The organism is uncultured Campylobacter sp., assembly GCF_905372745.1.
Lineage (GTDB): Bacteria > Campylobacterota > Campylobacteria > Campylobacterales > Campylobacteraceae > Campylobacter_A.
Map to the genome: position 1 here is coordinate 13800 of NZ_CAJPQR010000003.1, position 18108 is coordinate 31907.

An 18108-nucleotide genomic window follows, 5' to 3' on the forward strand; every position below is an offset into this window, starting at 1 on the left:
CCCGTCTTAAAGTCGTGTGGCGTAAAATTAACGGAGTTTTAGTTTATGCAAAAGCTGGGTTTTGATATATTTTTATTTTATCTTAAACTTTTTTTGCATAAAATCGTCGTTTAAATTTAAAACGAAAGGTGCATCATGAAAAGCGATATGTGCGACATGTGTTGTTGCGAGACGAAAAGCTAGGGCGCTAGGCACGAATTTCTTTTTAAGTGCTTAGCAAGTCGCTAAACATTTAAAAAGAATTTTACTTAATCCGCATGCGCGAGCCTTTTTAAATGAATAGCTAACAATAAATTTAAAAAGGACGAAAAATGAAAAACTTACTAAAATCTTCTCTACTTACTTTGGCGGGCTTAGCCCTTTTAACTAACGCAAACGCAAAAACCATCCAAGAAGGCGTCTTAAAGGTTGCGACCGAAGGCACGTATTCGCCGTATTCTTTCCACGACGAAAAGGGCGAACTAACCGGCTACGACGTAGATATCGCAAAAGCCGTCGCCGATAAATTAGGGCTTAAAGTCGAATTCGTCGAGGCTCCGTGGGACGCGATGCTAGCGGCTTTTGACGCGGGCAAGGCAGACGTGGTGTTTAACCAAGTAAGCATCACCGACGAGCGAAAGAAAAAGTATGAATTTAGCGAGCCTTATACCGTTCCTCGCGCGGTTTTGATAACTCACAAAGATACGCAAGATATCAAAGGCTTTGACGATCTAAAAGGCAAGAAAAGCGCGCATTCGGCCACTAGCAACTGGGCGCAGATAGCAGAGAAGCACGGCGCACAGATTATCGTCGTAGACGGATTTAGTAAGGGCGTAGAGCTAATCGCCCAAAAGCGCGCGGACGCTACGATAAACGACGACGTGACCTTTCTTGATTACGTCAAGCAAAGGCCTAACGCGCCTATCAAGGTTGTATTTACCGGAGAAGCGATACCTACCGCCGCGCTCGCGCACAAAGACAACGCCGAACTAATCGCGCAGATAAATAAGGCTCTTGGCGAACTAAAATCTAGCGGTAAACTAAAAGAAATCTCAGAAAAATATTTCGGTAAAAATATCTCCGAATGATAAATTTAGGCGCGAAGCGGCCCTGCCGTAAAATTCGCGCCTGAGTAAATCCAAAAAAAGGAAAAACATGAAAATCTCAAATTTATTTAAAGCCGCGGCGATCCTGGCTCTGGGGCTAAATTTGCACGCTAAAACGATCAAAGAAGGCGTGCTAACCGTCGCTACCGAGGGCACTTACGCACCGTTTTCGTTCTATGACGAAAAAGGCGAGCTAACCGGCTACGACGTGGACGTCGCAAGAGCCGTGGCTAAGAAGCTAAATTTAAAAATCGAATTTTTAACCGCGCCTTGGGATGCGATGTTAGCGGCTTTTGATGCGGGCAAGGCAGACACGGTGTTTAACCAAGTAAGCATCACCGAGGAGCGAAAGAAAAAATACGAACTTAGCGAGCCGTATACCGTTACTTACGGCGCTATCATCGTTCGCAAGGACGACGACTCGATAAAAAGCTTCGCCGACTTAAACGGCAAGAAAAATGCCGACTCGGCTACTAGCAACTGGGCTAAGGTTGCCGCTAGCTACGGCGCTCAAAACGTCACGGTCGATAGCTTTGCTAAAAGCATGGAGCTGCTAATCGCAGGCCGAGTAGATAGTGTGCTGCGCGATAATATCGTGTTTTTGGACTTTACGAAGAATCAACCCGCCGCTCCGGTTAAAATCGCCGCCGTCGGAAACGAAAAAGACTACATCGGCGTAGCCGTGCAAAAGGGCAACGCCGAGCTAACTGAGCAGATAAACAAAGCCCTAGCCGAGCTAAAGGCCGAGGGCAAGCTAAAAGAAATCTCGCAAAAGTATTTCGGCAAGGACGTTTCGGAGTAAATTTGCTAGGTCAAATTCAGCAGATTTTAACGGGTTCGCCGCTCGTTTACGCTAACGGCGATGGCCTATTTACAGGCTTGCTTACAGGCTAAATTAAAAGCCGTTAAATTTAGCCGCGAATTTTAAATTTAGCAAAAAAACGCCGCTTGCAAAACTAAACGGCAAATTCGGGTAAATCTTGCAAGCAAAATTTAACGGCTCAAAGGCTCGCGACTAGTAAATTTAAGCCTAAATTCGGTGTGAAAAACGGAGGTAAATTTGGACACGGAACGCATAAACCGCATAATCGAGCTTGTCTCAAGCTCGCTGCTGCCGATGCTAGAAGCCCTAGCTAAGGTCACGATACCGCTAACGCTGGCGTCTTTTGCCTGCGGGCTGATTATCGCCGTGATAACCGCTATCGCGCGCCTTTCAAACGTGAAAATTTTACGATGGGCTTTTGGCGGCTACGTTTGGATATTTCGCGGCACGCCGCTTTTAGTGCAGCTTTTTATCGTATTTTTCGGGCTTCCTTCTATCGGCGTTACGCTTGATACGTGGAGCGCGGCGATCATCGCTTTTAGCCTAAACGTCGGCGCCTACGCGTCCGAGTCGGTGAGGGCGGCGATCCTATCGGTACCTAAGGGGCAGTGGGAGGCGGCGACATCGCTAGGTATGACGCACGCGCAAATTTTACGCCGTATCATCGCGCCTCAGGCCGTTCGTATATCGCTGCCGCCGCTATCAAACACCTTCATCGGGCTAGTTAAAGACACCTCGCTAGCAGCTTCCATAACTATGGTGGATATGTTTATGGTCGCCCAGCGCATCGCTGCTCGCACATACGAGCCGCTGCTACTTTACGTGCTGGCCGCGCTTATTTATTTGGTCGTTTGCACGCTACTTACCTTTTTGCAAGGCAAGTTAGAAAAACGAACTTCAAGGTACGTGTGATGGCGATAAAATTTAAAAATTTAACCAAAAGCTTTGGCGAACAAAGGGTGCTAGAGGGCATCGACCTAGAGATCGCAGATGGGCAAACTACGGTGATCGTGGGGTCTTCCGGATCCGGTAAATCAACCCTGCTTCGCTGCATAAATTTACTCGAAATCCCCGAGGAAGGCGAACTGGAGCTAGACGGCGAGAAGATAAAATTCGGCGGCAAAATTTCGCCAAAAGAGCTACTGCCTTTTCGCAGGCGAACGGGGATGGTGTTTCAGGGATTTCATCTGTTTCCGCATCTAACGGTTTTACAAAACGTGATCGAAGGACCGACGCAGGTACTTGGCACCGACAAGCAAACGGCGATAAATAAAGCCCTCGAGCTGCTAGGCAAGGTTGGCATGGCGGATAAGCAAAACGCCTATCCGAACAGACTCTCGGGCGGTCAGAGCCAGCGCGTGGCGATAGCTAGGGCGCTAGCGATGGATCCGTCGTTTTTGCTGCTAGACGAGCCAACTAGCGCGCTAGATCCGGAGCTGGAAGCCGAGGTGCTAAAAGTCGTCATAGCCCTAGCCAGAGAGAAAAAATCCCTCGTCATCGTCACGCATAATATGAATTTTGCTCGCAAAGTCGCGGACAGGATTTTATTTTTGGATAAAGGCAAGATCGCGTTTGACGGCGATGCGGAGAGATTTTTCGCTAGCCGAAACGAGCGTATAATGAGCTTTATCTCGGCGATGGATATAAGATTTTTGAAATTTTAGCGATAAATTTAAGGAGAGAAAATGAAACTAGACACGCTAATCGTAAAAGGCATCGAGGCCAAGCATAACCCTTTTGGAGCCGTCGTGCCGCCCGTTTATCTGGCGACGACGTTCGTGCAAGAGGGGCTAGACGGCTTTGGCGAGTTTGCCTACTCGCGCGGCGCAAATCCGACTAAACAGGCGTTTGACGAGCTTTTTGCTAAGGTAGAGGGCAGCAAATACGCATTTAGCTTTGGCTCGGGAATGGCGGCGACGGCAGCGGCTTTTAGTCTGCTAAAAACGGGCGATAAGGTGCTGCTAAACAATAACGTCTACGGCGGCACTTTCCGCTACGTTAGCAATGTCTTTGCGTCGCAGGGCATAAGCTACGAGGCGGTGGATGATTTAAATTTATTAGAGGAAAAAGATATCGCAAAGGACGTGAGAGCGATATTTATCGAAACGCCCTCAAATCCGCTGCTGCGCGTGACCGACATCCGCCGTATCGCAGACATCGCGCACAAAAGAGGCATCCTAGTGATTGCCGATAATACCTTTTTAACGCCTTATTATCAAAAGCTTTTTGATTTTGGCGTAGATATCGTAGTTTATAGCGCGACGAAATACATCGGCGGACACGCAGACGTGATCGCGGGTATCGTTACGATAAACGACGACGCGCTAGCCGAAAAGATAAAATTTGCCAGAAATACGTTTGGCGGCATAATCAGCCCGATGGACGCTTATTATCTGATGAGAGGCCTTAAAACCCTTAGCGTGCGCTTTGATCGCCAGACGCAAAATACGCATAAAATCATCGAATTTTTAAAATCGCACGAAGCGGTAGATGCGGTGCACTACGCGGGATCGCACTCGCAGCTAGAAAAGCAGATCCAGGCCCGCCAAGCAAGCGATATCGGCGCGGTTATATCGCTGGAGCTAAACGAAAAATACGACTATAAAATTTTTGCCAAATCTCTGGAGCTTTTTGATCTAGCCGTGAGTCTTGGCGGCGTTGAGAGCCTCATCTGCCAGCCCGCGTCCATGACGCACGAATCATACCCTAAAGAGCTGCAAGATAAAATCGGCATAAAGCCTAATCTGCTGCGCCTTGCTATCGGCGTAGAAAACGCAGACGACCTAATCGCCGATCTGGCTCAGGCGATAAAAAAGGCTAAAATTTAACTTTGCTTGCCGCCTTGGCGCTTTTGTCGCTCGGGCTAAATTTATCAAATTTAGCCTTGACTAGGCGCGCAAATGGGTGCGCCTAGTTTGATAAAGCGGCACCCGGCGCCAAGGCGGGCGTAAATTTCTTTATTTTTTAAATCCGCGCTTTTTGGCGAGCAAGGCGCTATAAATTTTACGGCGCGTCTTTTACCGCTGAGGTAGGCTACGTTTTAGATGCGGAGAAATTTGAGTTTAGAGTCTTTGATTATCTTTGCGCGCCGACCTTTATGACCGGATTTACGCAAACGGCGATAAATTTACTTTTTGCGCGCTTAGAAAGAAGCGAGGAGCGATCCGGCATTTACGAGATCGTAGATACCGCCCTGTAACCCGAGCGGCAAAATCCTAAACACGGTAAAAGAGGGCGGGCCGATATCGGCGCGAGCTTGTTCTTGAGGCGGGTGCTCGTTAGGGCGGCGACAAATTTATCTTTTTTTGAGATTTGTTACGCCGAGGATTTTGGCGGTGGCTTTGGCTAGAGATAAAGGCTAGAAAGCGTGCCGCATTTGACTAAATTTAGACGTATTTTGCTTGCGGGTTAGTTTGAGATGCCTTTTTAGCTGTAAATTCGTTAAATTTCACTTTCTTTTGTCAAATTTAACCTAAATTTTTAAAAAATCGCGACTAAATTTAGCTCGGTTTTAGGATAAAAACCGTATCATTGTCTAAAATTTAACACAAAGGAAACAAATGCGAAAGATAAGTAAACATTTTCCTTCTACTCTCTCTCTGATTTTGCCGCGTCTCGTTTAAATTTAATCCGCCAAGTCCCAAAAACCCTAAAAAGAGCTTTTACTATGGTCGAACTTATCATCGTTATCTTGGTCGTGGGCATACTGGCTCTGATTGCGCTACCTAAGGTAAAGGAAGACCGCCTATATGAGGCGGTCGATCAAATCGTCGCGCTGATCCGCTATACGCAGCAATTAGCAATACAAGACAATCTTTATAATCCAAACGATCCTAATTGGTTTAAAAAAAGATGGGGTATACAGCTTGCAAATTGTCAAGAAGCACAAAATCAATTTGGACTCGTAGAACTACCTTTTGGACTTACTGTTTTTAAGGAGACTAATCCCGGCGGAACGCCTAGGCCTATATTTGCTAAAGACCCTTCTAATCCTAACGTCTTTTTATACAGCGGCTATGCTTTTGAACATTCATCGTCCCGCCAATTACCCTGCGATTTAAGCAAATTTAACAATAAGCTTAATTTTGTTAGAAAAGGAGTTATTCATGTATACATCGGCGGATTTGCCGCTAATCCCGTAGATAGCATATCCATAACAGGCATGTTAAACGGTACTTCCCTAGGAAACGTATCTCCGTCTAGATTAAACTGCATAAATAACCCGTACACAAGTAGAACACTAAGCTTTGACGAATTTGGTAGACCTCATATATCGCACGTTCTTCAACGTTCGTACGGCGGGAGAGTCGTACATTGCGGACAAACGAACGCTCAAGCAGAAGGTGCGGGATATATGTATAAACGTTTTAAATTTACGATATCCGGACGAAAGCAAGAGGCTAATATTTATATAGAGGGCGATACTGGCTTTGTTCATGTAAGGTATAAGGACAAGGATTATACGTATAGATTTATTCCGTATGAATGGGATGCTGAGGGATATTGACCCAAGCATAAAGCCTATAAGACAAATATCTAAGGTAAATTTACGTTAAAGTCCGCATAAATTTATACGGATTTCTCGCAAATCAAATTTAGCCGCCTTTGTCGCGGACTAGATGATTTCTCGCATTTTTGGTTTAAATTTACCCCAAACGTTTGCGCTATCCATCCGTGCGGCGCAAAAACGGGCGGGTGTTTGAAAACCGCAGGGTTGATGATCAGGCATGCCCCGCTAGCTCAAGAGGCGGCGGGTAGGTTTTGCCATCCGGACTAGTCGGCGGATTTGACGGTTTTGACGGATTTATCTTAGTTTGCCGCGATCAAACCGCTCATCCCGACGGCAAACATCGGCGGCATAAATTTGCGCCCGAGCTAGCCGCCAGCTACGCTTTTGGCTAGAGGCTAAATTTATAAGCCGCACAAGAAATTACGTCGCAGCATCTTGCGCATTTTTGCCTGCCTTGTTTGAGCGACGTAAATTTACGATCTACCGCTTAGAAACTGGCGCGATTTAGCGCAAAACGCTCCGTGCGGGGCGGCTTTGTTTGCTCGCATTCTTGCCGTAGATACAAAATCATCCTGAAACTCTTCGTCTCGAGGCAAGTATTTAGCGCGGTTTAAAACGGCTTATACACCATCATCCAGATGATAATAACCATCGCGATGGTCGGCACTTCGTTGTAAGCGCGAAAGAACATGCCGCTTTTCTTACAGCGTTTCTCGCGCAGCTGCACCATATAGCGGCCAAGATCCAGATGAAACGCCGCAAGGATAACGACGACGGTGAGCTTGACGTGCATGTAGCCGCTGCGCAAAAGCTCAGGCATCGCGACGATGATCAAAATGCCCGTCAAAAACGTGCCGATCAGCGCGACCCAGCCGATGTAGTGGTACATCTTGTACTCCTGCACCTCGACGACGCGTACGAAATCAGGCTTGTCCATATTCTCCGCGTGATAGACGTAGAGGCGCGGCTGATAGAACAAAAACGCCATCCACGAGATGAAACACAAGTAGTGGAAGTACTTGATGAGATTGTAATACTCTGCCATTTTTTCTCCTTTTAATTTTTATTTTAGAGGCTTGTCTTTTTGCCCTATACTTCGCTTTGCTTCCCTTGCGGTCGCAACTGCAAGCAGAAGGAAATTTTGCCGAAGCTCGGTTACGTATTATTTATACGCGCCCTCGATCGGCTCATTTCCGCCTCGTCTCCTCGTAGCGAAGTTTAGCTTCACTGCGTTTGCTACTGCAAGCAGAACGTTACGAGCGCTTGCGCGAAGTAAAAAGAAAAAATACTTCGCCTTATCGTTTTGCGCTCAAATTTGAAGTTAAATTTGCAAATTTGAGCCACCGAGACCCGCACCTTGAAAATGCTAAAATTTAGATTCAAAATTTTTAAAACGCAACAATCAAAAAGCTTTTTGCTTCGCTACGCTTGCAACTGTTAGCAGATCGCCTCTAAACGATAGCGAAGCCGAAATTCGGTAGGTAACTACTTTGAGCGTTTGGATTTTAAAAATTTGGGCTCAGGGTTCTATTTTAGGCAGTAGATTAAAAGCTAAATTTGAAGCAATTTTAAAAATTTCAACAAATTTAACCGACCCTCACCCTAGCAAAATTTCCTTCCTTGCCTCAAATTCCTCTTTGCTTATCGCGCCGCTCTCATAAAGCTCGTAGAGGCGTCTAAGCCGCTCCTCGAGGTCTTGCGCGCGCAGTTTGTCTTTTAGCGCTTCTTTTTTCTGATTTTTCTCGACCGCCGCGCCGGTTAGGCGTAGATCAAAGAGCCACCACGCGCCCCAAAGCGCCCAAAATACGTAGCCGACAAGCGCCCAAGCTAGGCTATATCCGATGAAAAACAGCGCCATCATCGCAAAGCCGCTCACGAATTTGCCTAGATAAAATCTATGCCCGCCAAACCAGCCCGTAAGCAACCAAAGCGCGTAGGCTATATAAACGTTATCGCCCATTTTTAGCCCCTTTTCGTCCCACGGCGAAGCTCTGCCAGAGTGTGAGTACGACCCCGACGTCGATCATAACGTCTGCGAGGTTAAAGATCGCAAACTCAAACCACTTGTGCCAGTAGACGTAGTCCACGACGCCGCCGTGAACGAAACGGTCGAGCAAATTTGAGCTACCCGCGCCCAGTATTATACCCGCTCCTAGCGCGTGCTCTTCTAAAATTTCCTTTTTTTCGCTATCTTGGGTCAAATTTGACTCCGTTTTCGCTGCGTCCCGCGCGTCAAATTTGCGCTTTAGTCGCCAGAGTAGATAAGCGCAAACGCCCGCGATCAGCACTAGCTGGATAAATTTGAGCCATTCCCCCAGAAACGCAAACATCGAAAACGCCACGCCGCGGTTGTATGCAAGCACTAGCGAAAAGTACTCGCCCTGCCACGAAAAACCGCCCAAAAATATCTGCTTGACCGCCTGATCGAGTGCTAAAACGACGAAAAACGCCGCGAAAAAAACGCCTAAAATTTTAGCCATTTAGCGCTTTTACGAAAAATTTCTCGACCTCGTCCATGCGGGTTTTTAGCGCGTCGGCACACTTGCCCTCGATCAAAAGTCTGATGAGGTTTTCGGTGCCCGAGTATCGAAATAGCGAGCGGATGCCCTCTTTTGCGAGGCTTGCTTCAAGCTCTTTTAGCCCGGCGATGCTTTCAAGCGGCTTTTTCTCTGTTATCTTTAAATTTAGCAAAATTTGCGGATACGGCTTTATCTCGCTTAAAATTTCGCTCGCTTTTTTACCCTTTTTTAGCACCAGTGCCGCAAACTGCAGCGCCGCCACGAGTCCGTCGCCCGTCTTTGCGTAGTCGCTAAAGATGATGTGACCGCTTTGTTCGCCGCCGAAATTCGTGCCGTTTTCTTTCATCTTTTCAAGCACGTATTTGTCGCCGACGTTTGCGCGTAGGAGCTTGATTTTGTGGGATTTTAGGTAGTCTTCGAGTGCTGCGTTGCTCATCACGGTAGCCACGACCGCGCCGCCTTTTAGGGCTTTGTTTTCTTGTAAAAATGCCGCCATGACGCCTAGCAAACTATCGCCGTTTGCCACCTCGCCGCACTCGTCTACGACCACGAGTCTATCGGCGTCGCCGTCAAACGCAAAGCCCAGATCGGCCCGCAATCGCACGACCTCGGAGGCTAAATTTTGCGGATAGAGCGCGCCGCAGTTTAGGTTTATGTTGCTGCCGTTTGGTTCGTCGTTTATGACGATGGTTTCAGCTCCCAGCTCGCTAAATATAGTCGGAGCGACCTTGTACGCAGCGCCGTTTGCGACGTCTAAAACCACGCGCAGTCCGTGCAGGCTTAGGTTTTTAGGAAATGAGTTTTTGATCTGCACGATATAGCGGCCGATGACGTCGTCGATGCGCTTTGCGGCGCCGATTTCAAGCATCTGTTTTTGCGATCTTTCTATGAGCGCGTCGTCATAATAAATCTTTTCTATCTGCTCTTCGGCCTCTTCGCCCAGTTTATTGCCGTCGCTGCCAAAAAATTTGATGCCGTTATCGTAATACGGGTTGTGCGAGGCGCTGATCATGATGCCCGCGTCGCAGCGCATATCCTCGGTGAGAAACGCTATCGCAGGAGTAGGCATCGGGCCGATCTGACGGACGTTGTAGCCCACGGCCGTGAGCCCCGCGACGATGGCGGTCTCGATCATGTAGCCGCTTTTGCGCGTGTCTTTGCCTAGTAAAATAGTGTTCGTATGCGACGCAAACTGTCTAAAATATATCCCCGCAGCCATAGCAAGGCGCATGGACGTTGCGGCGGATAGTTTTTCGCCGGCTTTGCCGCGGACGCCGTCGGTACCGAATAGTTTCATTATCTTTCCTTTTTTTAAAATTTCTACGGCCTTATCTCTTGAGTATATTTAAAAGGGCTAGCAAAAATAAATGCTCACGGACGACCAGTCCGCTCCGCTTTATTTTTGCGTCGCAACTTTTAAATCTATCTCAAGATATAAAGCCTTATCAACTTTTTGGGTGGCAAACACTGCGTCTTTAAATTTATGGTAAGATAAAATTTGCCCGCCAAATTCCATAAATTCATTAAATTTTCGACCTATTCTATCAAAAAATATCCAAATTTAAGTTGTAAATTTACTCGCTTTAAATTTTACTTAAATTAAGCGGATTTTAAAACTGGTTTTTATATAATCACGGACTAAAATTATGAAAAAGGGACATTATGGCAAACCATAAATCTTCTGAAAAAAGAGCCAGACAGACTATCAAAAGGACTGAAAGAAACAGATTTTACCGCACTAGGCTTAAAAATATCACTAAAGCCGTGCGCGTAGCCGTTGAGGCAGGCGATAAAGAAGCCGCGCTAAACGCGTTTAAAGTGGCAAACAAAGATTTCCACAGCTTCGTTAGCAAGGGCTTTTTGAAAAAACAAACAGCTTCTCGCCGCGTAGGACGTCTCGCAAAACTCGTAAATAAACTATCTGCTTAATCTAAATTTTTAATGTTAGCCGACAAACTGCAGCCTTTTTTGGATCGCTACGACGAGCTCTCTCGTCTACTTAGCGATCCGTCTATCACAAACGATATCGCAAATATGACCAAGCTCTCCAAAGAGCAATCAAATTTAGAAGATATCGCCTCGGCTGCAAAGTCCTATCTACAAACTCTCGCGGACATCGAGGAGAACAAGGCTTTGCTCGATGACGCCGAGCTTGGCGAGCTAGCCAAAGACGAACTAAAAAATCTCGAATCCAAAAAAGAAAATCTCGAAGAAGAGATTAAAATTTTACTCCTTCCAAAAGATCCGAATGACGATAAAAACGTATTTTTAGAGATCCGCGCGGGAACGGGCGGAGATGAAGCGGCGCTTTTTGCGGGCGATTTGTTTAACGCCTATGCCAGATACGCCGAGCTTCGCGGGTATAAATTCGAGATCGTGAGTCAAAGCGAAGGTAATACGGGCGGTTTTAAAGAGATTATTTTGCTGATAAAGGGCAAGGGGGCGTACTCGAGGCTCAAATTTGAGGGCGGCACCCACCGCGTACAGCGCGTACCCGAGACCGAAAGCCAGGGTCGTGTGCACACCTCTGCAGTCACCGTCGCTATCATGCCAGAAGTCGAAGACAGCGAGATCGAGATAAATCCAAACGACCTTCGTATCGACGTTATGCGCAGCTCCGGTCACGGCGGACAGTCGGTAAATACGACCGACTCGGCGGTGCGAATCACCCACATCCCCACAGGCATCGTCGTCACGAACCAAGACGGCAAAAGCCAGCACAAAAACAAAGAAGCCGCGATGAAGGTGCTAAAAGCGCGCCTTTACGAGATACAAGAAGAAGAGCGCCTAGCCAAAGAAACCAGCGAGCGCAAAAGCCAAGTCGGCACGGGCGACCGCTCGGGACGTATCCGCACCTACAACTTCCCGCAAAACCGCATCAGCGACCATCGCATAAATTTGACGCTTTATCGCCTCGACGCGATAATGGCGGCAGGGCTTTTCGACGAGATCATCGAGCCGCTGATTGCGCATTATCAAGCCGAAGCAATCTCGGACGCTGAAATTTAAGCTGCTATAAATTTTGCGTAATTTTAATTTTTACTCTACGAGCGGTTGTATTCTAGGGTATTTTTATTAAATTCGTATTTTGATTTTTACTTTGCGCCACTGCCGTTAAATTTTATAAAATCGTAAACCGATTTTGACAAATAAATTGCGATATTTTAGACGGTCGTGGCGTTTGTTTTGCGGATTGATTTAGTATAAAGAGGTCGCACCGGTTTTTGTTTGCTAAATCCGAAAATATTTTCTTACTCTTTTAGACAAATTTAAACCCAGCGTAAATTTACATTGTTGCATTAAGATTTTTAGGCCTGGCAGCCCAAATCAAAACGTCTTAAAAAGCGCCGAGATAAAAGCAAATTTATAAAGTTATTTAGCTACGAAGCCATACTTTTGGCGTAACTTTGTTTAAAACTCTGCGCTCACGCATAATAGCCGCAGACTTTGCTCTTATGCGTCGTTAATTTCTAACAGACTTTGCAAGCTTGTAGCTTACGTCGGCGCCGAGTTTAAATTTAACATCGCCTGTCGCATTTATCGCTTGCGATTAGTTAGATTAGCTTCCGATTTACGCGTAGCTTCTTGCGCCAGGACCGTCTCGTCCGACCTTATCGCCCAGGCGCTAAATTTTGCCGACAGACACGGGGCGCAGATGTTTGAAAACTTCCATCTCTACGCTTATGCGAAAAGTTACGTCGCTTTACTGGCGACGGTCGCAGAGCAAATTCGGCACTTGCACGGATATGTTTTTGCAAAGATTTAGGTTGAGGCATTTTATCTTTTAAGTCGTTTTAGAACTGTTTAAATTTAATGTGATTTTGCTTCCTTGCGCCTACGTTAATTTAGCTTTGCGGACAAACGAGCGCTTTGTATTTGCCTGTTTAAGTGGCATTTGCTGAACTGCTTACAAAATCGGCCCGAGGCCTTGCAGGCTTTGGTGCATAAAGCGCGCATTTGTAGCTCGGTAGTAACTTCTGAAGCACTTACGCTAGCTCAAAGCTTTGCGACGTGGCGCTGGCTTGCAGGGGTAAAGCGCCGACCTTTTTAGCCTTGCAAAATTGGCAACGCAGTCGCCTTTGCTACGGCAAAACGCGGGCTAAATTTTACCGGTTAAAATTTGCACGATAGTTTCGGGCAAAATTTCATGCTCTATCTCGTGGATTTTGGCCTCGTAAGCTTCAAAGCTCATTCCCGCGCTCTTTTCAAACGCACGCTGAGCGATGATCTTGCCGCCGTCTAGCTCCTCGCTGACCCAGTGCACGCTCACGCCGCCCACCTTCATATCGCTATCAAAGCTCTCTTTTATGGCACGCGCGCCCTTAAAAAGTGGCAGCAGCGATGGGTGCAAATTTATCGCGCGAATCTGCCTCGTAAAAACGGGCGTAAGGATGCGCATAAAGCCCGCAAGAACCGTTAGATCGACGTTGGCACGCTTTATCTGTGCTACGACCGCGGCGTCAAACTCTTCTCTAGAGGCAAAATTAACGTGCTCGGTAACGACGCTTTGCAAGCCGTATTTTGCGGCTTTTGCTATGCCGCCTGCGTTAGCTTTATTTGTTAACGTTAGCGCGACCTCGATCTTGGTTTCGCCAAAAACTTTGCCGTGCAGATTCTGCAAAATCGCATCCAAATTTGAGCCGCCGCCACTAAATAAAACCGCTATTTTTTTCGTAAGCATTTGAGTCCTTTGATGACGTCCGCGGCCGTGAGCGCGTAGTCGTTGATTTTGATTTCGCGGGCGGCTAGAGCGTGAGCTAACGCGCCCGAGATCGCGGCATTTAGCGGATCGTAACCTTGCGCCAGTAGTCCCGCGACGATACCGCTTAGCGCGTCTCCGCTACCGCCTTTTGCGAGTGCGGCGCTACCTTGCGTCATGACGTAGACCTCGCCGCCTTGCGCGATTAGCGTATTTGCGCCCTTTAACACAAGCACGCATTTAAAATTTCGGCTAAAAATTTGAGCGAGATTGAAGCGATTTTTTTGCACTTCGCGGACGTCAAATTTGCCAAGATTCGCAAGCTCCAGCAAGCTCGCAAACTCCTTTGGATGCGGCGTTATTACGACGTTTTTATTATTTAAAAGCTCAAGCGTGCGCGGCTCATAGCAAAGATCGGCGTCGATAACGAGCGCGTCTTTTTTTTTTAGTTCGCTAAAAAGCTCGTCTTTTTGCACCTCGTCAAGCTCGCCAAGTCCCATACCGACGGCTCCGACTCGCATTTTGGGCGTTATGCGCGCGCTTTGCATTAAAACGGGCTCAATGTTTAAATTTTTGCCCACGACGCTAACGAGTCCCGCACCGATAGTTAGCGCGGCAAGTCCCGCTATACGCGCCGCTCCGCCCTTTTCGCCGCTAACAACAAACACGTGCCCAAAGTCGCCCTTGTTAACGTTTTGCTTAGCGCGAAACGGCAAATTTAAATCGCTTTTTCCAAGTTTATAAAAGCTCGTCCCCGTCTCGTACAGCTCGCGAGAAAGGCCCAAATTTGCGACCTTTACGCGCCCCACGAAATCTTTTGCAAAGTCGTTATAAAGCGCTAGCTTTAACGCACCCATCGTCACAGTCGTATCGGCCTTAAAGACCGTGCCTTGCGGCACGCCGTTTTTATCAAGACCGCTCGGGATATCGCAGGCGAGTTTGTAGGCGGGTTTTGCATTTAGTAGATTTATCAAATTTATCATCCGCTCGTCTAGCTCACGGCTAAGTCCGGTTCCGAAAATCCCATCGATGATGCAGTCAAATTCGTCGCTTTGCGTCAAATTTGAGATCAAATTTACGCCGCATTTTAGCGCTCTGGTTAGCTCGGTTTTTGAGATTTCATTTTGTTTGTCGCTCGCTAAAAACGCAAAACAATCAAATTTATCGCCCAAAAGCCGAAGTGCGGCAAGTACGTCTGCGCCGTTATTTCCGCTGCCGACTACGCCTAAAATTTTACGGCGTTTGGTCGATGATTTTTTGAGCCTAGTCCGTACTGCGCGAGCTAACGCATTCGCGGCGTTTTGCATCAAAACTTCGGTGCTAAGCCCAAACTCGCTCACGGCTCTAGCGTCAAGCTCCGCCGTATCCCAAAATAGCTTTTTCATGCGCCCTCCTGCTTCACTCGGTAGCTCAAAGCCTCTAAAATGTGCGGCTTTTTGATGATACGCGAGCCCTCGATGTCGGCGACCGTGCGGGCGACTTTTAGGGTTTTATTTATAGCGCGGCGACTGAGCGAAAATCTCTGCGTCGCGTGATCTAGCGCCCTGCTCGCCTCGTCGTCGCAAATGCAAATTTTAGCAATCTCTTCGTCGCTAAGCTTGCCGTTTAGCTCGCTTTGAGCGCGCGAGATTTGCGTCTCAAACACGCGTAGCACGGTATCTTGCATCGATTCGCTCGTAACGTCGCTTTTATCATCGGCGCTCACCTCGTCCATCTGTACGTGAAGGTCGATGCGGTCTAGCACGGGTGCCGAGATGCGCGATTTATAGCGCTTGATCTCAAGCTCCGAGCATTTGCACTCTAGATTTTTAGAGAGTAGGTTGCCGCAAGGACACGGGTTCATCGCGGCTACGAACATAAATTTAGTCTCATACGTGATTTTTGAATTTACGCGCGAGATGTTGATTTTGTAGTCTTCCAGCGGCTCGCGCAGGCTCTCTAAAATTTGCGGCGCAAAGTGCGGAAGCTCGTCAAAAAATAAAATCCCACCGTTAGCTAGCCCGACCTCGCCGATCCTAGCCGAGCTCGATCCACCGCCGAAAATAGAGCTGCGCGTGCTCGTGTGATGAGGCGAGCGAAAGGCTCGCAGGGCGGAAAATTCGCTCTCCTGCTGATTTAGCGAGCTATAAGCGCAGCTAAGCAAGATCTCATCCAAGCTTTGCGGCGGTAAAATGTAGCGCAGGCGCTTGGCGCTCATGCTCTTGCCGCATCCGGGGCTACCCTCAAAGATAATGTTATGCATACCGCAAGCGGCCACCAGGCAGGCTCTTTTTGCTCTACTTTGGCCTTTGACGTCGCTAAAATTTAGCTCGAAATTTTGATTTTTTACGAAGCTTTTTTCGCCGATTTTGATTAAATTCGAAAAAAGCGGATGAACGCTGCCGACTTTGCGCAAAGCGGTAAACTCTGGCTCTAGGAAAAATTTGATCGCTTCGGCTAAATTTGAAACGGCGTAAATTTCTAAATTCGGTATCGCGCCCGCTTTTTGCGCTATCTCTTGCGGGATCAGCACGCGAGAGCCCGGCGCTTTCGCGCTCAAAAAAAGTAGGATAGAAAAAAGGCTCGCCGTACTTTTGACGCCGCCGTCGAGCCCCAACTCGCCAAATACGAAAATAGGCTCGAAGTCGCGCTCTTTTTGCAAGGCGATTAAAAGCGCGATAGGCAGGTCAAAGTGACTGCCTGATTTTGGCATATCGGACGGGGATAAATTTATGATGATTTTTTGCGCTGGAAAAGAAAAATTTAACGATAAAAGCGCTGATTTTACGCGCTCGGCGCTCTCTTTGATCGAAGCACCAGCAAGCCCTACGATATTAAGCGCCGGCAAACCGCGGTTAAAACTGGACTCGACGTCTACAAGCCGCAATTCGTCGTTATAAGTGGCGCATTTTAGGGCTTTCATGCGTTTTTTTGCTTTTTATACTCTTTGTCGAATTTTTTGCGTTTGTTGTAGCCGATACGCTCGATAAAAAGGTGTCCGTCTAGATGATCCATCTCGTGCTGGATCGCAACCGACAAAAGTCCGTCGGCCTCGAGCTCTTGGCGCTGTCCGAAGCGGTCTTGATACTCTAGCGTTATAAACTCGGCTCTTTTTACGTCCTCGTAGTATCCGGGCACGCTAAGGCAGCCTTCTTGATATATTATCTCGCCCTCTTTGCGTAAAATTTTGGGATTTATGATTTCTAGCAGATCCTCTTTGCGCTGTTCTTTGCTCTCTTCGTCAACTAAATTTACGATCAAAATTCGCTTAGCCTCGCCCGTCTGGATGGCGGCTAGTCCGATACCGTTTTTAGCGATCATGGTCTCATACATGTCGTCTAGAAATTTATGCAACTCTTCGTCAAAAACTTTAACTTCAAGCGATTTGACGAAGAGTTTTTTGTTCGGATAGGTTAGGATTTCTAGTATCATTTGCCGCCCTCGCCGGGTAGGATAAGGTAGCGTTTACCGTCTCTACCGGTGTTCTTTAGCGCATCAAGCGCGCTAGAAAGCAGCTCCTCGACGGTCTTTTGTCCGCCCAGAGCGCAGGCTACTACCTCCATATCAAAATCGATCTTTTCGTCGTTTAGCATAAAAGAGGTGCCGTAAAACATCTCCGTTATACGTTCGCACGCCTTTTGCGCGCCGACGATATCGGTATGGCGCATCAGCATCGCAAAGCACCCGTCGCCGTAATGCGCTAAAATATCGCTGCGCCTTGAGGTACGAAGTAACATACGCGAGATATTTTTTAGCACCGCATGTTTGCCTTTTGAGCCGATGCCTTGCAGCGAGGTTTCTTTTGGTTTGATTAGCATCAGCGAGGATTTGTAGCCGTATTTTTGGATATTACCGGCCTCCATTTCCAGCGTCTTTAGGAAAAATTTTCGGTTATAGATATCAAATTTAGGATCATAGACGGACTGTTCTTCTACTATCTTAAAAACTTTGCCGACCTCATCGTAGCTGGTTTTTATGACCTCGATATGCTTATCCATCAGCGTATTTAGCTTGGCTAGATCATCGCTAAATGCATTAAAAACGCTTTGATTAGCCAGCAAATTTCCGTTTGGATCGAGGCTGTCTAGGCGCTTTTTAACGACTGTTTTTAGTACGGATAGGTTTTTATAAATGAGCGCGACGGCTTGCAACATACTTTTTATCTGTATAAAGCTATTTTTTACCTCGCGCTCGATGCTGATTTGCCTATCGTCTTCTAGCCTGCCGATTTCATCTTCTATTTTGATGATTTCCCCGACTTTTTTTTTGAAGTCGTCCGGTTGCTTTTCGAGTATTTTTTCAAAAAATATTGAATAATTTTTGGGTATTGAGGGGATATTTTCCTCAGCTAGCTCTTTTATGATAGCCTCGGAAAATCCGTAAATACCCATATCGCCGCCGTTATCCTCGCCTTTTCCCGCGCCGACGCGTCCAGGATTTTGTGCGCTTTGCGGGAGCTGTTTTTCGCTTTTTTTGTCGTCTATCTTTAGCAA

At 47.2% G+C, this 18108-nt stretch carries 18 protein-coding genes; 9 read left to right on the top strand and 9 right to left on the bottom strand.

Annotated features, from left to right (window positions below; translation table 11 throughout):
• Positions 1 to 311: 311 nt before the first annotated feature.
• From QZ157_RS01320 to QZ157_RS01350, 7 genes are all read left to right on the top strand, one after another.
• Positions 312 to 1067: an amino acid ABC transporter substrate-binding protein gene (locus QZ157_RS01320; RefSeq protein WP_295140799.1), complete on the top strand. Its 756-nt coding sequence runs from the start codon at positions 312 to 314 to the stop codon at positions 1065 to 1067.
• Between the two features lie 67 nt (positions 1068 to 1134).
• On the top strand, positions 1135 to 1887 hold the full coding sequence (locus QZ157_RS01325) for an amino acid ABC transporter substrate-binding protein (RefSeq protein WP_295140802.1): 753 nt from the start codon (positions 1135 to 1137) through the stop codon (positions 1885 to 1887).
• 315 nt (positions 1888 to 2202) lie between these two features.
• Positions 2203 to 2820: an amino acid ABC transporter permease gene (locus QZ157_RS01330; RefSeq protein ID WP_295141002.1), complete on the top strand. Its 618-nt coding sequence runs from the start codon at positions 2203 to 2205 to the stop codon at positions 2818 to 2820.
• Complete coding sequence (locus tag QZ157_RS01335; protein WP_295140804.1) at positions 2820 to 3572, top strand: amino acid ABC transporter ATP-binding protein; 753 nt, start codon at positions 2820 to 2822, stop codon at positions 3570 to 3572. Before QZ157_RS01330 ends, QZ157_RS01335 begins: the two co-directional genes overlap by 1 nt.
• Before the next feature lie 21 nt (positions 3573 to 3593).
• Positions 3594 to 4736: a PLP-dependent aspartate aminotransferase family protein gene (locus QZ157_RS01340; RefSeq protein WP_295140807.1), complete on the top strand. Its 1143-nt coding sequence runs from the start codon at positions 3594 to 3596 to the stop codon at positions 4734 to 4736.
• A gap of 800 nt (positions 4737 to 5536) precedes the next feature.
• Positions 5537 to 6415 carry a type II secretion system protein gene (locus QZ157_RS01345; protein WP_295141005.1) on the top strand — a complete coding sequence of 293 codons (879 nt, stop codon included), beginning with the start codon at positions 5537 to 5539 and terminating at the stop codon, positions 6413 to 6415.
• Between the two features lie 254 nt (positions 6416 to 6669).
• Entirely contained in the window at positions 6670 to 6810 is a 141-nt protein-coding gene (locus QZ157_RS01350) for a hypothetical protein (RefSeq protein ID WP_295140810.1), read from the top strand.
• 218 nt (positions 6811 to 7028) lie between these two features.
• On the opposite strand, the gene hemJ is transcribed toward QZ157_RS01350, so the two are convergent.
• From hemJ to glmM, 4 genes are all read right to left on the bottom strand, one after another.
• Positions 7029 to 7463 (bottom strand): protoporphyrinogen oxidase HemJ, encoded by a 435-nt coding sequence (gene hemJ, locus QZ157_RS01355; protein WP_002949512.1) that lies wholly within the window; start codon positions 7461 to 7463, stop codon positions 7029 to 7031.
• A gap of 552 nt (positions 7464 to 8015) precedes the next feature.
• Positions 8016 to 8378: an NINE protein gene (locus QZ157_RS01360; RefSeq protein ID WP_122872958.1), complete on the bottom strand. Its 363-nt coding sequence runs from the start codon at positions 8376 to 8378 to the stop codon at positions 8016 to 8018.
• A complete protein-coding gene (locus QZ157_RS01365; protein WP_295140816.1) occupies positions 8368 to 8898 on the bottom strand; it encodes a signal peptidase II in 531 nt (176 codons plus the stop codon). The genes QZ157_RS01360 and QZ157_RS01365 overlap by 11 nt, the downstream gene beginning before the upstream one ends.
• Entirely contained in the window at positions 8891 to 10234 is a 1344-nt protein-coding gene (glmM, locus tag QZ157_RS01370) for a phosphoglucosamine mutase (RefSeq protein WP_295140818.1), read from the bottom strand. Before glmM ends, QZ157_RS01365 begins: the two co-directional genes overlap by 8 nt.
• Before the next feature lie 365 nt (positions 10235 to 10599).
• On the opposite strand from glmM, the gene rpsT reads away from it, so the two are divergent.
• A complete protein-coding gene (rpsT, locus tag QZ157_RS01375; protein ID WP_002949506.1) occupies positions 10600 to 10866 on the top strand; it encodes a 30S ribosomal protein S20 in 267 nt (88 codons plus the stop codon).
• A gap of 12 nt (positions 10867 to 10878) precedes the next feature.
• On the top strand, positions 10879 to 11946 hold the full coding sequence (prfA, locus tag QZ157_RS01380) for a peptide chain release factor 1 (RefSeq protein ID WP_295140822.1): 1068 nt from the start codon (positions 10879 to 10881) through the stop codon (positions 11944 to 11946).
• A gap of 1090 nt (positions 11947 to 13036) precedes the next feature.
• Here prfA and purN read toward each other — a convergent pair.
• From purN to QZ157_RS01405, 5 genes are read right to left on the bottom strand one after another with little or no spacing between them, the layout of a single operon-like run.
• The gene (purN, locus tag QZ157_RS01385; RefSeq protein ID WP_295140824.1) at positions 13037 to 13618 is read right to left on the bottom strand and encodes a phosphoribosylglycinamide formyltransferase; all 582 of its coding nucleotides are present in this window, start codon (positions 13616 to 13618) and stop codon (positions 13037 to 13039) included.
• On the bottom strand, positions 13600 to 15021 hold the full coding sequence (locus QZ157_RS01390) for an NAD(P)H-hydrate dehydratase (RefSeq protein WP_295140826.1): 1422 nt from the start codon (positions 15019 to 15021) through the stop codon (positions 13600 to 13602). Before QZ157_RS01390 ends, purN begins: the two co-directional genes overlap by 19 nt.
• Complete coding sequence (locus QZ157_RS01395; RefSeq protein ID WP_295140829.1) at positions 15018 to 16538, bottom strand: YifB family Mg chelatase-like AAA ATPase; 1521 nt, start codon at positions 16536 to 16538, stop codon at positions 15018 to 15020. The genes QZ157_RS01390 and QZ157_RS01395 overlap by 4 nt, the downstream gene beginning before the upstream one ends.
• Entirely contained in the window at positions 16535 to 17047 is a 513-nt protein-coding gene (gene def, locus QZ157_RS01400; RefSeq protein ID WP_295140832.1) for a peptide deformylase, read from the bottom strand. Before def ends, QZ157_RS01395 begins: the two co-directional genes overlap by 4 nt.
• Positions 17044 to 18108: a diguanylate cyclase gene (locus QZ157_RS01405; protein ID WP_295140835.1), complete on the bottom strand. Its 1065-nt coding sequence runs from the start codon at positions 18106 to 18108 to the stop codon at positions 17044 to 17046. Before QZ157_RS01405 ends, def begins: the two co-directional genes overlap by 4 nt.